Raw genomic sequence first — 19,901 nt, 5'->3', positions numbered from 1 at the left:
ATGGTCTCCGCCGTCGATTTCGCGCTCCAATGGTTCGGAGAGCACCGGCGCCGACGGGGGGGGGCAGAGTGAGCGGACCGCATGAGTCGCACTCGGTCCGTCAGGCGCCGTACTTCTTTCTCAGCTATGCACACGTGCCGTACGTACGGAGTGACCCGGGCGGACCGGACCGGCATCTGGTGGAGTTCTATGAGCACTTGTTCGATCTGATCATGCAACTCACCACCGTCGACGCCACCGGCACCCAGGCATTTCTGGACCGAAGAATTCCGCTCGGCGCGGAATGGGAGAAACACCTCAAGCATGCGCTGGCGACCTGCCAGGTATTCGTTCCGGTCTATTCTCCCCGCTACTTCCGCAGCGAGTGGTGCGGCAAGGAGTGGGACGCCTTCGAACGCCGTCAGCAGCACCACCGCAAATCCAGACCCCACACGGTCACGCCGATCGTCCCCGTGTGGTGGGTGTCCCCGAAACGGGTCCACGTCCCGGCGGTGGCCAGGCGCCTTCAGCACACACGGATGGATCTGGGTGCCGAATACCAGCAGAAGGGTTTGTTCGGTCTCATGGCGGAGGGGCGCAGAACACGCTACCGGCAGGCTGTCTGGGGCATCGCCCAGGCGATCGTGGAGGTCGCCGAGACTGCGCGCCTCGACCCCTGCGACGTCGCCCTGTTCGAGAACCTCAGGAACGTGTTCCAGGAGGATCAGTGACAGCTCCGGTCTTCTTCCTCAGCCACGCCCGGACACCCGGCAGCCGTATGTTCGGGCCCGACCCGGACCGGCCCGTCTTCGAGTTCTTCGACGACCTGGCCCGCGAGACTGCCCGCGCCATGGAAGTCCCGGAGGCCACGACCGGCTTTGTGGAACGCTCCCGTGCCACGCCTCACGAGTCGCAGAGAGCCCTGGCCACCTGCCAGGTGTTCGTACCGCTGTACTCGCCGCGGTACTTCACCGATCCCGTCTGCGGCCGGCAGTGGACCGCCTTCCGGCGACGCGCGGGCGCCACCTACCCCGGAGCGGTCGTCCCCGTGCTGTGGACACCGCGCCGCGCCGCCGCGGCCCTGCCCCTGGCGGTGCTGGACGTACCGGTCGAACTCGGTCCTCCCGAGCCGCACGAGGAGCCCGCCGCGGCGGCGCACGAGAAGGAGCGGTACGAGGACGGCGGGCTCTACCAGTTGATGGACGTCGACGACGACCGGCAGATCTACCAGCGGATCCTGGGGCGGCTGGCCCGGCGTATCGCGGCGGCGGCCCGCACCTCTCCGGCGCCGCCGGTGCACCCGAGCGAGGTCGCCGAGGTGGCCGATGCCTTCGCGGTGCCGCCGCCGCGGCCGGTGCTGCGCCTCACCGTGCTGGCCCCGCAGGCCGACCGGCTGCCCCCCGGCCGTGACGCGGACGCCTACGGACCGCTGCCCGCCGACTGGCGGCCCTACCGGTCGGGAGGCGAGGCCCCCGTGGCCGCCCAGATGGCCGAAGTCGCCCGGAACCTGGGGTTCAGCCCGGAGGCCGTGCCCTTCGAGAAGGCCTACGGAGAGTTCGTGAGCCCGGGCCCGGGACCGGCACCGTGGGTCCTGGCGATCGACGCCTGGGCGCTCACCGATCCCCGGCTCGCGGAGCGCGTCCGGGACATCGACGAGGCCGGACGGCCCTGGGTCGCCATGCTCGCCGTGCTCGCGGTGCAGGAGGAACAGACCCGGCAGAACGCGGCCCGACTGCGCGCACTGCTCAGGTCCGCGCTGCCGCGGCACCTCGACGCGGGACGCAACGCCCAGCGTGCGGCTGCCCGCGGCATCGAGACGGCGGACGCATTCGGTCTGATTTTCGCCGAGTTGGCGCAGGGGTCGTATATGCGGTATGTGGGTGGCATCCAGGAGCACACCCCGGCACGGCGCTCCTGGCCGAACCAGGACGACGATTCGGAGACCGGCGAATGAGCGGCGAGGGCAACGGGCGCATCGTCACCTTCTACTCGTACAAGGGCGGCACCGGACGGACCATGGCGCTGGCGAACTCCGCCTGGATCCTCGCCTCCGGGGGCCAGCGGGTACTCGTCGTCGACTGGGATCTCGACGCCCCCGGACTGGACAGGTTTCTCCATCCCTTCCTGGACCAGGAACAACTGCGCACCAAGGCAGGCGTCCTCAACCTCTTCAGCAGCTTCAGCCAGGCGGTGACCGAACGGCTGCACCAGAAGAAGCAGCAGGCCATCCCGCCGGACGAGGGACAGCCCGGCGAGGAGGAAGCGGCCTGGGTCGCCGACCAGGCCCGTTTCAATCACTGCGTCATCCCGGTGAACTGGCAGTTCCCGGGCCGGGGACGACTGGACTTCATCTCCGCCGGGGCCCAGAACAGTCAGTATCTGGCGGCCTTCTCGCAGTTCAACTGGATGCCGTTCTGGGACGGCTGGCACGGTCCCCGCCTTCTGCAGGCGTTACGTGAGGAGCTCTGCCAGCACTACGACTACGTGCTGGTCGACAGCCGCACGGGTCTCAACGACGTCTCCGACATCTGCACCGTCATGCTCCCGCACGTCCTCGTCGTCTGCTTCACCCCCAGCAGCCAGGGGATCGACGGCGCCCACGCCGTGGCGAGCAAGATCGACGGCATCTACGGGTACCGCAACATCCGCATCGTTCCGGTACTGACGCGGGTGGAGGACGCCAACGGCGAGGCGGACCGGCTGGAGGCCACCCGGCAGCAGGTGCGGTCCAGGTTCGCCGAGACCCTGCGCCGGCACCACGCCGACCGGGACCCGCTGGACTACTGGGGCAAGGCGGAGATCCCCTACCGCCCCAGCTATGCCTACGAGGAGATGCTCGCGCCGTTCCGCGACGCACCCGGCAGTCACTCGTCGATGCTCGCCGCCTGTGAGCGGCTCACCGGAATCATCTCGGACGGCGAGGTGACCTCGTTGGCCCGCATCGAGGAGAGCGTCCGGCAGCACCAGTTGGAGCGGTACAAGCGTCAGCGGCCGCTCGGCAACTCGGACGTCTACCTCAGTTTCGTTCCGGAGGACCGGACCTGGGCGGACTGGATCGCCCATGTGCTGCGCACCACGGGATTCCGGGTCCACCTGGCGCCGAGCGGCACCGACGCCGGACGTCTGGTCAAGGACGAGACCGAGCAAGGGGTGGATTCCGCTTTCCAGACGGTCGCCGTGCTCTCCCACACCTATCTGCGCTCCGAGCAGGCCCGGACGGTGTGGGAGAAGATCGCCTCCATCGACTCACTGGGCAGCCGCCGCAGCCTCATCCCCGTCAAGGTCGACGACGTCCGGGTCAGCGCTCCGTACTCGGAACGGCAGGCCGCGGATCTCGTCGCCTGCGGTGCCGACGAGGCGCAGGCGACGGAGGCGCTGCTGCGCGCCCTGGACGCGGCGACACCGTCCGGTGTGCATCCCGCGACCACGGACGGCGACGGCCCCCGCTACCCCGGGGCCGAACCCCCGGTGTGGCTGGTGCCGCTGCGGACCACCGCGTTCACCGGACGCGCGGCCATGCTGGAGGACCTGCGCGAGCAGCTCCGGCGCGGCAGCGGCACGGTGCTGCTGCGAGGGATGGGAGGCGCGGGCAAGACCCTGCTGGCCCAGGAGTTCGCGCACCGGTTCCGCGGGGACTACGACGTGGTCTGGCACATCCAGGCCGATCAGCGCAACCTGGCGGTGGAGCAGTACGCCTGGCTGGCCCCGAAGATCGGTGTGCAGGAGCGGAAGAACCCCACGGACACCGCGGCCGCCGTGCGGGACGCGCTCAGGCGCGGGCTGCCCTACCACCGCTGGCTGCTGATCCTGGACAACGCCGAAGGTCCCGAGAGCCTGACCGATCTGCTCGTCAGCGGTGGATCCGGGCATGTGATCGTCACCAGTCAGCGCTCCGAGGGCTGGGACCGGCATGCCGAGATCGTCGAGGTCGGCGTGTTCGACCGCGGGGAGAGCATCACCCACCTGCGCAACAGGCTGCCGGAGTGCAGTGTGAAAGAGGCCGACGAAGTGGCGGAGGCGCTCGGAGACCTGCCTCTGGCCGTGGAGCAGGCGGCCGCGGCGCTCAAGGAGTCCGGCATCGGGACCCGGGAGTACGTGGCACAGCTGCAGAACCAGCCGGCCGCGGACACCGAGGGCGTCAGCCCGGACGACCAGTTGCTGGACGTGTCGCAGGCATGGCGTGTCGCCATCGCACAGCTCAGCAAGAACTACCCTTCCGCCGTCCAACTCCTGCGACTCGCCTCATGGTTCAGTCCGGAGCCGATCTCCTTCGACCTGCTGCAGAGCACCGAGATCGCACGGGCGTTGCGCGGCGGATCCACCGTGCTGGACAGCACACAGATGATCTCCAGGGGCTTCCAGGAACTCAACCGGTTCTCGCTGGCCAAGGTGGACCGCCGCTCACAGAGTCTGCAGGTTCATCGACTGGTGCAGATGTCGGTACGTGCCTCGATGACGGAGGAGGAGCAGCGCGCCACCTCCGAGGCGGTGTACCGCACTCTGGTCGCCGCCCGTCCGGAGAAGGACGACCCCGAGGACCACCACACCTGGGAGCGTTACCGCATCATCTGGCCGCATCTCGGTACCCCGTGGGCGCTGTCGACACGCACCAACGGCATCCGCAAGCTCATCGTCGACCGCGTCCGCCAGCTGCGCCGACGGGGCGAGCTCAAGCAGGCGCTGGAGCTCAGCCGTCGAGTTCTGGCGGAGTGGAGCAGGCCGGAGAACGGCGGGCGCGACGAGCGCTGGGCGCTGCACATGGAGTTCCAGATCGCGAACATCCTGCGCGCCCAGGGGCGGTACACCGAGTCGCTCGCCATCGATCAGGACGTGCTGCGACGGCAGTTGGAAACGCTGAAGGACGAGGACGATCTGCACATCCTGATGACCGCAGGCAGCATCGCGGCCGATCTGCGGGGCCTCGGCCGGTTCACGGACGCGCTGGCCTACGACAGGGAGACCCGTCGCAAGTTCATCGAGCTCTACGGCGACGACCACCAGCGCAGCCTGTTGGCCAGCAGCAATCTGGCTGTGTCGCTGAGGCTGTCGGGGCAGTACTACGAGGCGCTCGAACTCGACCAGAGCACACTCGAGACCCGGGAATCGATCTTCGGCCCGAATCACACCAACACCATCGAGTCGGCCATCAACCACGGCCGCGACCTGTGTGACTGCGGGGAGTACGACAAGGCGGTCCGCCAGCTGCGCATCACCTACAAGCTCTGCCTGGAGGATCCCGGATACGGCGACAGCTCACCGATCACCCACAACGCGGCGAAGGCGCTGGCCGTCTCACTCCGCCGGGCCGGACTGGCGGCGGAGGCGGAGGAACTCACCAGGAAGGTCCTGGCCGCCATGGGCGACGAGGAGGAGCACTCCTCCCCGGAGCGGCTGCTTCTGGAGCTCAGTCTCGCCGGAGACCTCGCCGCGCAGGGACGACCCCAGGAGGCCAGGGATCTGGCCCGGGCGGTGCTGGACGGCTGCCGGCGCCCCGAAGGCTACGGTGAACAGCACCCGCACACCATCGCCTGCATGATGAACTACGCGGTCTATCTCTACGAGTCCGGTGAGCCCGCCGCGTCGCAGACCTGTGCGGAACAGGCCGCCGCTGCCTTCGAAGGCATCTTCGGCGAGGACCACCCCTTCGGGGTCATGGGCCGGGTCAACGTCGCCAACGCGCACGCGGCGCTGGGCAACAGGGCCGCGGCCCGGGCCCTTTACGAGGACGCGTACGACAGGTTGCGGGAGAGCCTCAAGCCCGACCACCCGGCCACACTCGTGTGCAACGCGAACATGGCGGTCCTGCTCGGCGAACTGCGCGAGGAAGCCGTCGCCGACGCCAAACGGCAGGAGACTCTGGGGGCCATGACCCGGCGGCTGGGGGCGGACCACCCGTACACCATGGCACTGCGGGAGTGGAACCGCTCGGGCCTGGAACTCGATCCGCACCCCATCTGAGGTCTCGGGGTGCCGGCGCGCCCTCAGCTCCGGCCGAGTGCGCGGTCCCGGACCCAGGCCAGGATCTCGGGGAGGGCGGACAGGGCGGCGAAGTGGGCCGCGCTGGGCTGCAGTACGGCGGTTGCGGAGGGGATGCGTTCGGCGAGCCATCGGAAGTGGCCCACCGGACAGAAGGTGTCGTGCTCCCCGTGCCACAGCAGCACGGGGACGTCCTTGATGGTGGCCGGATCAAATCCCCAGGGACTGCACAGGGCGAGGACGTCGTCCAGCCAGCCCTCCCAGGATTCGCCCACGCCCTGGAGGTAGTTCTCCAGCAGCAGGCCGCGCATGCCCGCGTCCTCGACGACCTCGCGGTCCGCCGCCGGGAGTTCGGGGTCGAGATTGCTCAGCAGGGACCCCGGCTGCTGCTTCACGGCGTCGGCGCTTCTGGCGAGGCTGTCCGTGAGTTCCTTGAGCTCGGTGAGATGCCCGGGATCCTCGCCCCGGAGCGCCAGGGTCGCCCGGCTGTACGCGAGTACGTTCGACTCGGCCATCCCCGCGTACCAGTCCAGTCCCTCGGCGTTCGACGGCGCCAGGCTCACCAGGGCGGCCGCGCTGGCGACCCGCTTTGGATTCAGGGCGGCGCAGGCCAAGGCGTGCGGGCCGCCTCCTGAGCGGCCCACCACGGAATAGCGTCCTTCGAGACCCAGCCCGGTCGCGACGGCCTCGACGTCCGCGACCACGTCCTTGACGGTGCGTCCGGCAAGGCGCCCGGAGTCCCCGTAGCCCGGGCGGTCGTAGGCGATCAGATGGATGCCGAGCCGGTGCAGGAAGGAGGGCAGCGGCCTCGGCCCGAGCCGGCTGCCCGGAGTTCCGTGCAGCAGGAAGACCGGGTACCCGTCCGGATCCCCCCATGTCTCGCAGGCAATCTTTCTGCCGGAGCAGCCAGCCGCCTCGACCATCCTGAACACGTGGTACCTCCCGTTGCCAGAGGCCGATGTCCGGAGCGGGACCCGAGACCAGCATGTGTGCCGTGTGACCTCGCGTCGACGTCTGTTTCGGACTTCGTACCTTTCTGGCGCAACCTCCGTACGTTGTCGCTCTCTGTCACGCGACGCGTTGACCGTAGTGCATGTTCTAAGTCACGTGCCTAGCGGTCGGGTTGTTCAATACGCCGAAGGAGGCATTTCCGTAACCGATGAGCGCAGGGGCGCGCGACCCTGTCAGTAGACGGTCACCCCGTAGGTGCTCAGCGCCTCCTGTATCGGCTGGTAGTACGTGGTGCCTCCCACGGTGCAGTCCCCGGAACCGCCGGAGAGGATGCCGATGACCTTGTCGCCGGCATGGAGCGGGCCGCCGCTGTCGCCGGGCTCCGCGCAGATGTTGGTCTGGATCAACCCCGAGACGACCTCTCCGCCCCCGTAGTTGACGGTCGCGTTGAGCCCGGTGACCCGGCCGCACCGCACACCCGTGGTCGATCCCCGGCGGCAGACGCTCTGGCCGATGTACGCGGTCGTGGCCCCGGTGATCTCGACGGATCCGATGGTCCCGGGGTGCGGTACGGCCGAGTTGGCGTACCGGACGAGCCCGAAGTCGTTGCCGGGGAAGCTGGTGGCGGCCGTGGGGCCGATCGTCGTGGACCGCGCGGAGCTCGTGTACCAGGTCGACGCGCCCTCGGTGCAATGGCCGGCGGTGATGAAGTAGTACGTGGAGCCGCTCTGCACATTGACCCCGGCCGAGCAGCGCCAACCGGACGCGTAGACGGCGTCGCCGCCGGACAGGAGGGTGCGCAGCCGGCCCTCGACCCGCTCGACGACCGCAGCACCTGCGAACTGCCCGGCGGCCCGGCGCAGTTGTGCCGCCTCGGCGTCCGTGACCGTGGAGTCGGCGAGGACCCGCAGTCTCCCGGTGCGCTCGTCCACGGTCCAGCTGGTCCCGGCGATCCCGAGGGCCCCGACGGCCGAGGCCGCGCCGGACACCGAGGCGGCGGACGGTGCCGCCCCTGCCGCGCCCGCGTCGGACACCGCGAGCGCGGTCACGACCAGCAGGCTCAGCGACGAGGCGATCGCCCGTGAACGTCTGATGGCGGTACGGCTAGTGCTGATCACCGAGGTCTCCCCGAGGACGATGGGCCGGTTCCGTGCGGTGTGCGCTGGTCGAGGCCGAGTCAGTGCCCCGCCGTCCCTGTGAGCGGGTGCAGGGGCACGGCGGCAGCGGGACGCGGCGCAAACATGGCCGGCGCCGCCGGGTCGAGGCGGCCAATGCCTCAGTGTGGCGGGTCGCGTCCGGTGGGGGTAGGCGGGCATCGGCCGAAGGGGACGGGGCCAGATCCGCCTGATCTTGAGACCACGCGCCGGGCATGGCAGGGTCATGCCGCATGATCGATGACTTCGCCAAGGACAACCTGCACGGGAGACTGCGCCGGGACCGCAGGGCGCTGCTCTGGAAACTCGACGGGTTGTCCGAATACGACGCCCGCCGACCTCTGACGGCGACCGGGACCAATCTCCTCGGCCTGGTCAAACACGTGGCCACCGTGGAGGCCAGGTACTTCGGCGAGGTCTTCGACCGCCCTTCCCCGGAACCACTGCCCCGATGGCAGGACCACGACGGCGGTGACCTGTGGGCGTCCGAGGACGAGACCCGCGACCAGATCACCGGGTTCTACCGGCGCACCTGGGAACACTCGGACGCGACGATCGACGCGCTTCCCCTCGACGCGCCCGGCCATGTGCCGTGGTGGCCGGAGCCGCACACCGACACGAACCTGTTCGCCGTCATGGTCCATGTCCTCGGCGAGACCATCCGGCATGCCGGACACGCCGACATCCTGCGCGAGGGCCTCGACGGCCGGACCGGCATGCGCCCCGAGCACGAGCAGCCGATCGACGAGCAGGCCCGCGCGGCCTACTGCGCGAGGATCGAGCAGGCCGCCAGGTCGGCCGCACCCGTCAGGGCTCAGGAGTCGGCGCAGGTGACGTGATGTCCCCACGCCGGGAGATCACTGATCGTCGGACACGCGTATTCGTACGCGCGAACCGCCGTCCACCTGCGAGGCTCTGACATGTGACGTACGTAGTGACCGTGGACACCCGCATCCCGGAGGACACCCCGGAGATGGACCCGCTCCAGCGCGCCGGAGCCGTGGCGCTCATCGAGGACGGGTTCGACACCGTCCGGGCGATCGAGGGGCCCGACGGCGTGAAAGTCGATCTTCTGGACACGATCGTGGCCGTCCACCCCGACGGCGCCCATCTGAAGGTCGTCGTCGCCGCTCCGGCGCTGGAGTCCGCGGAGGACTCGGTGCGGATGCTGGTCGACGAAGTGCTGGAACGTTCCGAGCTGTTGGCCGACTGGACGATCGAGCGGTGCGAAGTCGAGCTGCATCAGGATCTGGCCAAGGTGAGCCTCGACGCGGCGGAGGGGCCGGACGCCCCGCCCGACGACCCCGCCGCCCGGAAGGCCCGGCACGCGGAGAGTCCGACGGCCGGGGGCACGGATGACGGGCGGCACGCCGAGGCGCAGGCCGCGGTGGTGCGCAGCCGGATGCTGGAGCTGGCGGACGAACTGCGCTCCTTCTCCCCGGCCGAGTTCGGAGTGTCCGAGGACGAGGACGAGGACGAGGACGGCGACGGGGACAGGGGCGGGGACAGAGGGACCGGTGGCACGGGCCGTGAGGCCGCCGCCGTACCCCCGCAAGCCGCCAGACTCGCCGCCGGTGCCCTCGTCCACGCCGCCGAACTCCTCGTGGACGAACTGTTCGAGGACGTACAGGTCCTGGCCCAGGAAGACACCGTGGTCGCGGAATGCGAAGGCCCCCTGTGGCACTTGGAGCGCCTTCCCGACCGTTACGCGCTCCGCTACGACGCCCGCTTCGCCCGCCGCTTCCTGGTGACGGTCGTCGCCATGACCACCCGCTTCACCGACGGCGGCTTCGAGCGCCTCAGCTGTGTCGCCGAGGAACTCGCCCTGAGATTCCTCCTGAGCCGGGCGACCGCATGCCTGGAGTCGTACGGGCTGCTGGACGACGACGTCTCGGCCGCCCTCGACGCATTCGCCGCCCATGTGTACGAGGACATGGGCCACGAGTGGCTCTACGACGACTCCACGGACGGGGTCGACGAGGTTCCTCCCGGTGCGGCGCCCGGCGGTGAGCCGGTGGCGTTCGGTGCGTGGTTCACGCCGTTCTCGAACGCGGTCTGAGGGGGAGGGGACCGTTCGGGTCGACCTGGAGTCGATCACGATTCGACCCAGGTTCGAGTCCGCCGGGGGAGCCTTCCCACGTGCCGGTTGCCGGCGGCCCGGTGGTGTTGCGCCTGGTTCTGCGCTGTCTCGGGAGGTTGCCGAGGCGAGTGGCGGAGAAGCGTCCCCCTGCCAACAAACCGCGCGTGCGGTTTGTTAATCTCCCCGGGTCCTGGTGCCATTCGATCCCGACGGGAGTCCCCCACCATGGCAACGTTCCTCCACAGGCTGGGCCGCTTCGCATTTCGGCGGCGCGGCCTGACAGTGCTGCTGTGGCTGCTCGTCCTCTTCGGAACAGGATTCGCAGCCTCCGCCGCCCCCGCACCCCCCGCCGACACCTTCTCCATGCCGGGCACCGAGTCCCAGAAGGCCTTCGATCTGCTGGAGGAGAAGTTCCCGGCCGCCGGCGCCGAAGGAGCCAGCGCCCGGGTCGTCGTCCGCGCTCCCGCGGGCGAGCGGATCACCTCGCCGGAGAACAAGGCGGCCGTCGCCGACCTCGTCGCCGCTCTCGGCAAGGACCCGCAGGTCTCCAAGGTCACCGACCCGTTCACGAGCAACGCGGTGAGCAAGAACGGCACCACCGCCTACGCCGTGGCCACCTACAAGGTGACGGCCACCGAACTCACCGACAAGCAGCACGACGCGCTGGACAAGGTGCTCGGGTCCGGCCGTGACGCGGGCCTGACCGTGGAGGCCGGCGGCGACGCCGTCAAGGTCGACGCCGAGATGAGCGGCACCGGCGAGCAGATCGGCATCCTGATCTCCGCGCTCGTCCTGCTGGTGACCTTCGGCTCCCTGATCGCCGCGGGCATGCCGCTGCTGACCGCCCTCATCGGCGTCGGTACCGGCATCAGCGCCATCACCGCGCTGGGCAGCACCCTCGGTCTGTCCTCGACCACCTCGACGCTCGCCATGATGCTCGGCCTCGCCGTCGGCATCGACTACGCGCTCTTCATCGTCTCCCGCTACCGCTCCGAACTGCTGGAGGGCCACGAACGCCAGGAGGCCGCCGGCCGCGCGGTCGGCACCGCCGGTTCCGCCGTGGTCTTCGCCGGACTCACCGTCATCGTCGCGCTCGCCGGTCTGAGCGTCGTGAACATCCCCGTGCTGACCAAGATGGGCCTGGCCGCCGCAGGCACCGTCGCCGTGGCCGTCCTCATCGCCATCACCCTGGTCCCCGCCCTCCTCGGTTTCGCCCCCGTCCGTGTGCTGCGCCGCCGCGACCGCGCCGCCTTCCGGGGCAAGCCGCTGTCGGCCCGTCAGCAGCGCAAGGCGGCCAAGCGCGCCGCCAAGCAGGCCGCGGCCAAGCCCAACCTCGGTGCCCGCTGGGCCGGTTACGTCCTGCGCCACCCGGTCGCCGTCCTGCTGGTCGGCGTCGTCGGCCTCGGTGCCCTGGCCCTGCCCGCGGCCGACCTGGAGCTCGGCCTGCCGGGCGAGGGCACGATGGCCCCGGACACCACCCAGCGCAAGGCCTACGACATGCTGTCGGACTCCTTCGGCGACGGCTTCAACGGCCCGCTGATGGTCACCGTCGAGGCCGACAAGGCGGCCGGCGTCGCCAAGAGCGTCGGCGAGAAGTTCGCCGAGCAGGACGGTGTGGCGTCCGTGGCCGCGCCGGCCGCCAACGAGGCCGGTGACACCGCGATCTTCAACGTCGTCCCGACCACCGGCCCGAGCGAGACCGCCACCGAGAACCTGGTGCGCGAGCTGCGCGACCTCTCCGGCAGCCTGGAGGCCGACACCGGCGCCGAGATCCTGATCACCGGTCAGACGGCCCTGTTCATCGACTTCTCCCACACCCTGGACAAGGCCCTGCTGCCCTACCTGGGCCTGGTCGTGGGTCTCGCCTTCCTGCTCCTGATGGTGGCCTTCCGCTCGCTGCTGGTTCCGTTCAAGGCGGCCCTGGGCTTCCTGCTCTCGGTCGGCGCGGCCCTGGGCGCGGTCGTCGCGGTCTTCCAGCAGGGCCACCTCGCGAACGTCTTCGGCGTCGAACAGCCCGGCCCCGTCATCAGCACCATGCCCATCATCATGATCGGCGTGGTCTTCGGACTGGCCATGGACTACGAGGTGTTCCTGGTCAGCCGGATGCGTGAGGCGTACGTCCACGGCGCCACCCCCGGCGAGGCGGTCGTCACCGGCTTCCGCTACGGCGGCCGGGTGGTCACGGCGGCGGCCCTCATCATGATCAGCGTGTTCTCCGGCTTCATCGTGGAGGACAACGACCTCATCCAGATGATGGGCTTCGCCCTCGCCTCCGCCGTGCTCTTCGACGCCTTCGTGGTCCGCATGGCCATCGTCCCGGCCCTGTTCGCCCTGCTGGGCACCAAGGCCTGGTGGCTGCCGAAGTGGCTCGACAAGCTGCTGCCGAACCTGGACGTCGAGGGCGAGAAGCTCAGCCGCACCCCGTCCGCGTCCTCGTCCCGCTTCGGCTCGCGGCGTGAGCACGAACTGATCCGCTGATCCCGATCCACCGAGAGCAGGGGCGGCGGGCTCCCGGCCCGCCGCCCTCTTTCACGTCCTGTACGCCCTCCTTCAGGTGAAGGCGGTCAGCAAGGACGGGCATCCGCGAGGACTACTTCCAGTCGTACGCGTATGCCGCGACCCAGGTGATGTCGAGCTGGGCACTGCTGCCCGGAGCGGCGCCCGGGCCTTCCAGGGAGCTCTCGTTCTGGAGCACCCAGGACAGGGGCCGGTCCGGCACCTTGCGGGTGTCGTGCCCGATCTGGCGGCCGTCCACGAAGAACCGCACATGGCCGGGCGTCCACTCCGTCGAGACGGTGTGCCACTCGGTCCAGTCGTCGCTGCCCGGGAACCAGCCCTGCTCGCCCCCGCCGCACGGGTGGTGGAAGGCGGTGAGGTCGCCCGACCAGTTGCCCTCGGGGTGGTCCATCTCGCAGCCCCCGCCGTAGTGCAGCCAGGCCGACTTGTAGCCGGGAGCGACCTTGGTCACCTTGATACGGGCGCTGTACTTGCCGTACTTCATCTGCATGACGGCACGCGGCACCACCGCCGCAGCGTGCACGGGACCTCCGTCGGCGGGCCGCCACATACGGATGAACATCCTGCCGTCGCCGTTCGCCGCGGGCCCCACGCTCACGGTGTCCTCCGGGTGGTAGACACCCACGACGCTCCGGCCCCGGTCGTTGGCCGTGTCACGCCAACCGGTCGGATACGCCCACCAGTTGTCGCGGTACTTCCCGCGCAGGCCGCCGCAGTACGCGGCGGACGTGTCGACATGCTGATCGCAGTCGCTGAAGCCGCCGAGCGGCACCCGGTCGCCGTTGAAGTGCTCCGCGAGGACCTGCCAGAACGGACCGCAGTCACCCCGGGGCAGCGCGGTGCCCGTGGTGCCGCAGGCGTCGCCCGGCGCGTCCGGTGCGCCGTCGGCGCGGGGGATGCCGAGGAGGGCGGCGAGGAACACCAGCCCCATGGACACCAGCAGAGCGCGCTTACGGCCGTTCGGTGCTGCGTGTGATCCCATCGGGAGGCCCTCCGGTCCTCGGTGCGCCGACGCCGTACGGCGGGAAGCGCCGCGCGGGGGAGCATCCTCGCCGCCGGTCGGCCGTGGACGCCATCCCCGTAGCGGCCCGGGTACCGGACGGGGATCTTCCGGTCGCGTTGCCTCCGGAGCGCCCGATCGTTGATCACTGCACGCGTGTGAGCGATGATCGGAGAGCCCTGTGCGCATGAGCGACCTCCAGCGGTGCGAGATCCGGCCCGGAAGGCTGGTGGAGTGGACGCTGCATCCGGCGGTCGTGGACGCGGCGCGGGACCTGCCCGACGACGCGCGGCCACCGGCGTACGTCCAGGAGTCCCACATCCGCACGGCCCGCACGGTGCGGGAGGACGGCCTGTTCGTGCCGACCTGGCTCGGTACCGCCTTCGACCTTCCCGGCCGCGTCGAACTCGACGTGCTCCAGGGCGCGTTGGAGGCATGGATGCTGCGGCACGAGACGCTGCGCAGCGGGTTCCGGTGGGCCGGTGAGGAGATGCGGCGCTTCACCCTCGGCGCGGACGCCGTCGCCCTGCACCGCGAGGACGTGGGGGAGTTCGGGGACGCGGTGACGCTGACCCGCTATCTGCAGGACCGTTTCGATGTCGCCGCCGACGCGCTCACCTGGCCCAACTTCCTCTTCGCCGCTGTGGTCCGGGACGACGGCGCGAGCGTGTACATGGCGTTCGACCACAGCAACGTGGACGCGTACTCCATCCACCGCATCGTCGCCGAGATCCACGAGCTCTACGCGGCCGGTCTCGACGGGCGGGCCGTGGCGCCCCGGCCCGTCGCCAGCTACGTCGACTTCTGCGCGAGCGAGCGCACGGACGCCGACCGCATCGACGACACCCATCAAGTCGTCTCCCGCTGGCGGGAGTTCATCGCCCGCTGCGACGGCAGACTGCCGAACTTCCCCGTCGACCTCGGCCTCGACCCCGAAGGGCCGCTGCCCGAGCAGCGGTTCCTCCAGGAGATGCTCGTGGACGCGGCCGGCGCGGCGGCCTTCGAGGCGTACTGCCGTCCCTACGGCGGCAGCCTGGTCGGCGTCGTCGCGGCCGTCGCGCTCGCCGCCCACGAGATCAGCGGGCTCGACGTGTACCGGACCGTCGTGCCGTTCCACACCCGGGTGAAGTCCCGATGGGCCGACTCGGTCGGCTGGTACGTCGGCGGCGCGCCCGTCGAGATCCCGGTGGGCCGGGCCACGGACTTCGATGACACCCTGGACCTGGTCCGCAGCGCCCTGCGCGACACCCGGACGCTCTCCCGGATGCCCATCGCCCGCGTCCTGCGCCTCCTGGGCGCCGACTTCCGGCCGACCTCCCCCGACCTGTACTCGATCGTCTCCTTCGTCGACTCACGCGGCATCCCCGGCGCCGAACGCTGGCAGGAGCTGAAGGCGTACGGGCTGATCCGGGTGTCCTACGGCGACCAGGTCTGCGCGTGGGTCACCCGGGTCCACGAAGGGCTGCAGTTCGCGTGCCGGCTGCCGGACACGGACGCCGCGCACAAGAACATGCGGCGCTGCATGGAGTTGGTGCGGGAGCGGATCGTCGCGGTGGCCCGCGAGGGCGAGACGCTGGCCGCCCGGGGGTAGCGGCGGCCTCGACGGCCCTTTGTTTCCGCGACCCTTGGCGTCGGCGCGCGCTCTCCTTCCGTCGTGGCCGGGTTCAGCCGGCCTTTCGCTGCGCGGGATGCCGGTGCGGGGTCGCCGTCGCGACGAGGCAGTCCAGGAGGTGGGACACCGCCGTCGCGGGCCGGTGCCGGGTGAGCGCCCACAGACGGCGGGGCGCCGGTACCGGGCGCAGCGGGCGGACCGTGACGTCCGGCGGCGGATCGAGGAGCGCGGAGGACGGGACGAGGGCGACGCCGTGGCCCGCCGCGACCATCGCCAGCGTCGTCGGGTAGCGGTTGGAGTCCAGGGCGATCACCGGTGTGAACCCGGCGACTCCGCAGACGGCCCGCAGGGACTCGGCGCAGCCGAACGAGGTGCCGCTGATCCATGCCTCGTCGGCCAGCATGCCGATCTCCACGACGGGTGCCGTGGCCAGTGGATGGCTCACGGGAAGGGCCAGCAGCAGCGGGTCGTCCGGCAGCGGGTGCGGGGCGAGGTGGCGCAGGTCGATGGGATGGGCGGCGTAGTCGTAGGTGAGTGCCAGGTCCGCCGTGCCGTGCCGGGCCGACTCCACCGCCTCGTCCGCGTCGCACTCGGTGAACTCGAAGGGCACCGAGGGATACCGGCGGCGCCACAACGCGGCCGCGCGGGGCAGCAGTTGACCGCAGGCCGTCGGGAACGCGGCCACCCGCACGGGTGCGAGATCGCCGGAGCGCAGCTCGTCCAGCTCGCGCCGGACGTCGTCGCAGGAGGCCAGGATCCGCATCGCGTGCCGCAGGACCAGCTCGCCCTCCGGGGTGAGCCGGGTGCCGAGGGTCGTGCGTTCGACGAGACGGGTCTCCAGTTCGCGTTCGAGCGTGGTGACGTGCTGCGAGACCGCGGGCTGCGACATGCCGAGCACCGCGCCGGCCGCCGTGAACGAACCGTGCTGCGCGACCGCCCGCAGCACCCTCAGGCGCTGGAGGTTCTCCATCTCGCCGACTGTAACCGCTCCTTATGGGGGCAGTAGCGGATCAGGGGTTCTCACTTGAGGCACCGCGGCCGTACGTTCGGGTGCGTGACCAGTGAGAGCCGTGAACGAGCCAAGCGTTTCGTCGAGTTGCACCGGGAGGGCTGTTTCCTGCTGCCCAACGCATGGGACGTGGGCAGCGCCCGTGTCCTTGAGTCGGTGGGCTTTCCCGCCGTGGCCACCACGAGCGCCGGGATCGCGTTCTCCCTGGGGCGCGGGGACCACGACTTCCACGACGACGAGAACAAGACGGCGGCGGACGGCCGTGTCGACCGCGACACGATGATGCGCCGGGTCCGCGAGATCGCCGGCGAACTCACCGTGCCGCTGAGCGTCGACCTGGAGGACGGGTTCGGCGAAGCGCCCGAGACCGTCGCGGACACCGTGGCGCTGACCCTCGCCGCCGGCGCGGCGGGCGGCAACATCGAGGACTTCACCGGCGACCGGGCCCGGCCGCTCCACGACGAGTCCCTCGCCGTGGACCGCATCCGCGCCGCCCGTGCCGCCGTCGACGCCGCCGGTGAGCCGTTCGTCCTGGTCGGCCGGACCGACGGACTCCTCGTCGGCGCCACCCTCGACGAGTGCGTACGGCGGGCCAACGCCTACCTCGCGGCGGGCGCCGACTGCGCGTTCGTCCCGGGCGCCGCCGACGCCGGGACCATCGGCACCCTGGTGCGTGAAATCGACGGCCCGCTCAACGTGGTCATGGGCCTCACGGGCAACGCGCTCTCCCTGGACGAACTGCGCGGACTCGGCGTGCGCAGGGTGACGGTCGGCGGGAGCATCGCCCGTGCGATGTACGGCCATCTGCTGGACGCGGCGCGGGAGTTGGCGCGGCACGGCACCTTCTCCTACGCCGAGCACCAGATCTCCCAGAGCGACCTCAACGACCTGTTCCGCCGGGACTGACGCCGTCGGCCGGGTGGGCGAGGTCGTACGGCCTGAGGTAGGGAGTGGGGCGGTAGGTGACATAGCGGGCCGGGGTCGTGGAATCGGCGGCCACCGCACGGGAGTTGAGCGACTCCGCGTCCGTTCCCCGCCACCTGCCGTGGTCGAGGCGGTCCTCCAGCGTGTGCAGGGCGGAGAGCTGTTCGGCGGGGCTGAAGGTGCAGTGGCCCGCGTTGTCGACGTACGCCTGACGTAGTAGCGCACCCGAACCGGCCGCGGTGACCGCCCGCTTGAGCGCGCTCTCCGTCTGGACCGGGACCAGGGAGTCGCCGATGGTGTGGACGGACAGCTGCGGCTTGGTGAGCTCGCCGGTGAAGGAGCTCGTGCGGCTCATCCACGCCACGGCGGACGGGTCGGCGTCGATGCGCGGGGCGTCGTTGAGGACGGCGAGGTCGGCCCTCAGGGACAGGCCCGCCTTCTTGTACAGCTCGGTGACCTCCTTGCGGACGGACGACGTGCCGAGCAGGCGCGCGTAGTCGACGCCGCTGTTCCACGCCATGTTGCCGCCGGCGCGGGTCTCGGCCTCCTGACGGCGGTTGAAGGCGGCGTTCAGCAGGCCCTTGAGCGCGGTGTACTGGTTGGCCTGCTGGGCGTCCCAGTCGGTGGGGGCGGGACGGGGCTGTGTGGGCTGGTTCCAGCCGGGGATGTTGTGCAGGGCGGCGGCCAGGGCGATACGGGCCCGCCCCTCGGGGGTCGTCTGTGCCGCGTCGACCGCCGCCGTGAGGGTGCGTGCCGCGGCGCTCGCCGCCGTCTGGTCCGGCAGGTTCACCAGCGGGATGCCGGTGTCCGGTGCGAGGAGGGTCTTCAGGGCGAAGACCGGGTCGAGGGTGTTGTTCCAGTTGGCGACGCCGCCCTGGACGAGTCCGCACAGGGAGACCGAACCGTCGATGCGCTCCGGGAAGCGCTCGGCGATCGCGGTGGTGACCAGACCGCCGTAGGAGCGTCCCCAGGCGATGGTGCGAGCGGCCGCGCCGAACCGGTCGGTGAAGGCGGTCAGGGTGTTCAGCTGGTCGGGGACCGCGTCGGTGACGGCCCAGCCGGTGGTGGCGTACGAGGAGCCGACGAGCGCGTAACCCTTCTTCAGCAGAAGGGTTTTCGTGGCGTCGTCGGGGGCGTTCTGGGCGGGGTTGGCGGGGCCCGCCGAGTAGCCGTGGCTGAACAGCAGGACCGTGCCGTTCCAGTCGGCGGGAACGTCCATCAAGTAGGTGGCCCCCGAGGGGAGTTCACCCTCGACGTGGACGGGTTCGGTGCCGGTCGCCGCCACGGCCGGGGCGGGCAGGGCCGTGGCGGCGAGCAGCAGTGCCGCTAAGACGCGGGTCCTCATGCGGTGACTTCCTCCTTGTGGGGAACTTCGTCGGCGGTGCCGGACAGGGAGCTGCGGCTGGTCTCCCGTACGAACCACACCGTCAGCGCGGTGATGAGGGAGCCCCCGCACAGCAGCAGGGCGACCGGTGTGCCGCTGTCGCTGCCGGCCACGAGGCTGCCGGCGATCATCGGGGAGAACCCGGCGCCGACGAGGGTGGCGCCCTGGTAGCCGAGGGAGGCGCCGGTGTAGCGGACCTTGGTGCCGAACATCTCGCTGAACAGGGCGCCGAGGGGCCCGTACATCAGGGACTGGGCGATGCCGTGGCCGAGGACGACGGCGAGGATCAGCAGCCCGGGCGACTTGGAGTCGACCAGGGTCAGGACCGGGAAGGCGGTCGCCGCGGACAGGAGCGCCCCGGCGAGGACGACCGGACGGCGGCCGATCCGGTCGGAGAGCGCCGAGGCGCAGGGCAGGACGACCAGGGCGACCGCGGCCGAGACGGTGAGGGCGTCGAGCACCTGCGGACGGGCGTACCCGATGCCGGTGGCGTAGGCGATCATGTAGCTGGTCAGCAGGGACTGCGCGGTGAACGCGCCGATCCCGACACCGCAGGCCAGCAGCACGGGGCGCGGGTTGCGCAGGACGTCGAGGACCGGCAGCCGGGACTCGGAGCGGTCCTTCTTCACCTCGGCGAAGAGCGGGCTCTCCACCACCTTGAGCCGCACGAACAGACCGACGCCGAGCAGGACCACGCTCAGCAGGAACGGCAGCCGCCAGCCCCAGGCCGCGAAGTCGTCCTCGGGGAGGGTGACGACGTACGCGACGACCGCGGTGGACATCAGGGAGCCGAGCGGGGCTCCCATCTGCGTGAAGCTGGACCACAGGCCGCGGCGCCGCTCACCGGCGTGCTCGACGACCATCAGGGTCGCGCCGCCCCACTCACCGCCGATGGCGATGCCCTGGACGACGCGGAGGGCGATCAGCAGGACCGGGGCCCACACACCGATGGTGTCGTACGTGGGCAGCAGGCCGATGAGGAAGCTGGCGCCGCCCATCAGGCCCATGGTGAGCAGCAGCATCGACTTGCGGCCGAGCCGGTCGCCGAAGTGGCCGAAGAGGATGCCGCCGAGCGGACGGGCGACGTAACCGGCGGCGAAGGTGCCGAACGCGGCGATGGTGCCGACGGCCGGATCGGCGCCGGGGAAGAAGAGTTCGCCGAAGACGAGCGCGGCGACCGTGCCGTAGACGAGGAAGTCGTAGAACTCCACGGCCGTGCCGAGCAGCCCGGAGGCCGCGACGATGCGCAGCTGCCGGGTCCGCTCGGCGGTCGTGGGGGGTGATGCGACGGGGGACGGGGGCATCGCGGTCTCCC

At 70.6% G+C, this 19,901-nt stretch carries 14 protein-coding genes; 8 read left to right on the top strand and 6 right to left on the bottom strand.

Going from position 1 to position 19,901, the window contains the following annotated elements:
- Positions 1 to 29: 29 nt before the first annotated feature.
- From PH203_RS28805 to fxsT, 3 genes are read left to right on the top strand one after another with little or no spacing between them, the layout of a single operon-like run.
- Positions 30 to 710: a TIR-like protein FxsC gene (locus PH203_RS28805; RefSeq protein WP_289923496.1), complete on the top strand. Its 681-nt coding sequence runs from the start codon at positions 30 to 32 to the stop codon at positions 708 to 710.
- Positions 707 to 1,933 (top strand): FxsC protein, encoded by a 1,227-nt coding sequence (fsxC, locus tag PH203_RS28800; RefSeq protein ID WP_289923495.1) that lies wholly within the window; start codon positions 707 to 709, stop codon positions 1,931 to 1,933. The genes PH203_RS28805 and fsxC overlap by 4 nt, the downstream gene beginning before the upstream one ends.
- A complete protein-coding gene (gene fxsT / locus PH203_RS28795) occupies positions 1,930 to 5,937 on the top strand; it encodes an FxSxx-COOH system tetratricopeptide repeat protein (RefSeq protein ID WP_289923494.1) in 4,008 nt (1,335 codons plus the stop codon). Before fsxC ends, fxsT begins: the two co-directional genes overlap by 4 nt.
- Positions 5,938 to 5,960: 23 nt before the next feature.
- Here fxsT and PH203_RS28790 read toward each other — a convergent pair whose 3' ends face one another.
- The gene (locus PH203_RS28790; protein ID WP_289923671.1) at positions 5,961 to 6,878 is read right to left on the bottom strand and encodes an alpha/beta hydrolase; all 918 of its coding nucleotides are present in this window, start codon (positions 6,876 to 6,878) and stop codon (positions 5,961 to 5,963) included.
- A gap of 261 nt (positions 6,879 to 7,139) precedes the next feature.
- Positions 7,140 to 8,021 (bottom strand): S1 family peptidase, encoded by an 882-nt coding sequence (locus PH203_RS28785; protein ID WP_289923670.1) that lies wholly within the window; start codon positions 8,019 to 8,021, stop codon positions 7,140 to 7,142.
- Between the two features lie 272 nt (positions 8,022 to 8,293).
- On the opposite strand from PH203_RS28785, the gene PH203_RS28780 reads away from it, so the two are divergent.
- The 3 genes from PH203_RS28780 to PH203_RS28770 all read left to right on the top strand — a co-directional run bounded on the left by PH203_RS28780 (position 8,294) and on the right by PH203_RS28770 (position 12,618).
- Positions 8,294 to 8,899 (top strand): DinB family protein, encoded by a 606-nt coding sequence (locus PH203_RS28780; RefSeq protein ID WP_289923493.1) that lies wholly within the window; start codon positions 8,294 to 8,296, stop codon positions 8,897 to 8,899.
- An 83-nt stretch (positions 8,900 to 8,982) separates the two neighbouring features.
- Positions 8,983 to 10,119 carry a hypothetical protein gene (locus tag PH203_RS28775; protein WP_289923492.1) on the top strand — a complete coding sequence of 379 codons (1,137 nt, stop codon included), beginning with the start codon at positions 8,983 to 8,985 and terminating at the stop codon, positions 10,117 to 10,119.
- A 246-nt stretch (positions 10,120 to 10,365) separates the two neighbouring features.
- Positions 10,366 to 12,618, top strand: a complete 2,253-nt coding sequence (locus PH203_RS28770; protein WP_289923491.1) for an MMPL family transporter — start codon at positions 10,366 to 10,368, stop codon at positions 12,616 to 12,618.
- A gap of 112 nt (positions 12,619 to 12,730) precedes the next feature.
- Here PH203_RS28770 and PH203_RS28765 read toward each other — a convergent pair whose 3' ends face one another.
- Positions 12,731 to 13,639, bottom strand: a complete 909-nt coding sequence (locus tag PH203_RS28765) for a glycoside hydrolase family 16 protein (protein ID WP_289923490.1) — start codon at positions 13,637 to 13,639, stop codon at positions 12,731 to 12,733.
- 205 nt (positions 13,640 to 13,844) lie between these two features.
- Between PH203_RS28765 and PH203_RS28760 the strand changes: the two genes are divergently transcribed.
- Entirely contained in the window at positions 13,845 to 15,248 is a 1,404-nt protein-coding gene (locus tag PH203_RS28760; protein ID WP_289923489.1) for a condensation domain-containing protein, read from the top strand.
- A 73-nt stretch (positions 15,249 to 15,321) separates the two neighbouring features.
- On the opposite strand, the gene PH203_RS28755 is transcribed toward PH203_RS28760, so the two are convergent.
- Positions 15,322 to 16,239 (bottom strand): LysR family transcriptional regulator, encoded by a 918-nt coding sequence (locus PH203_RS28755; protein WP_289923488.1) that lies wholly within the window; start codon positions 16,237 to 16,239, stop codon positions 15,322 to 15,324.
- An 84-nt stretch (positions 16,240 to 16,323) separates the two neighbouring features.
- Here PH203_RS28755 and PH203_RS28750 point away from each other — a divergent pair, with 84 nt between their 5' ends.
- Positions 16,324 to 17,184, top strand: a complete 861-nt coding sequence (locus tag PH203_RS28750; protein WP_289923486.1) for an isocitrate lyase/phosphoenolpyruvate mutase family protein — start codon at positions 16,324 to 16,326, stop codon at positions 17,182 to 17,184.
- Here PH203_RS28750 and PH203_RS28745 read toward each other — a convergent pair.
- Positions 17,159 to 18,547 carry a hypothetical protein gene (locus PH203_RS28745; RefSeq protein ID WP_289923483.1) on the bottom strand — a complete coding sequence of 463 codons (1,389 nt, stop codon included), beginning with the start codon at positions 18,545 to 18,547 and terminating at the stop codon, positions 17,159 to 17,161. The genes PH203_RS28750 and PH203_RS28745 overlap by 26 nt on opposite strands.
- The gene (locus PH203_RS28740; RefSeq protein WP_289923481.1) at positions 18,544 to 19,890 is read right to left on the bottom strand and encodes an MFS transporter; all 1,347 of its coding nucleotides are present in this window, start codon (positions 19,888 to 19,890) and stop codon (positions 18,544 to 18,546) included. The genes PH203_RS28745 and PH203_RS28740 overlap by 4 nt, the downstream gene beginning before the upstream one ends.
- Between the last annotated feature and the right edge of the window lie 11 nt (positions 19,891 to 19,901).

This window comes from Streptomyces sp. S.PB5 (assembly GCF_030403745.1).
Lineage (GTDB): Bacteria > Actinomycetota > Actinomycetes > Streptomycetales > Streptomycetaceae > Streptomyces.
Note: the sequence above shows the minus strand (reverse complement) of the source record. Positions and strands in the feature narration are given on the sequence as shown.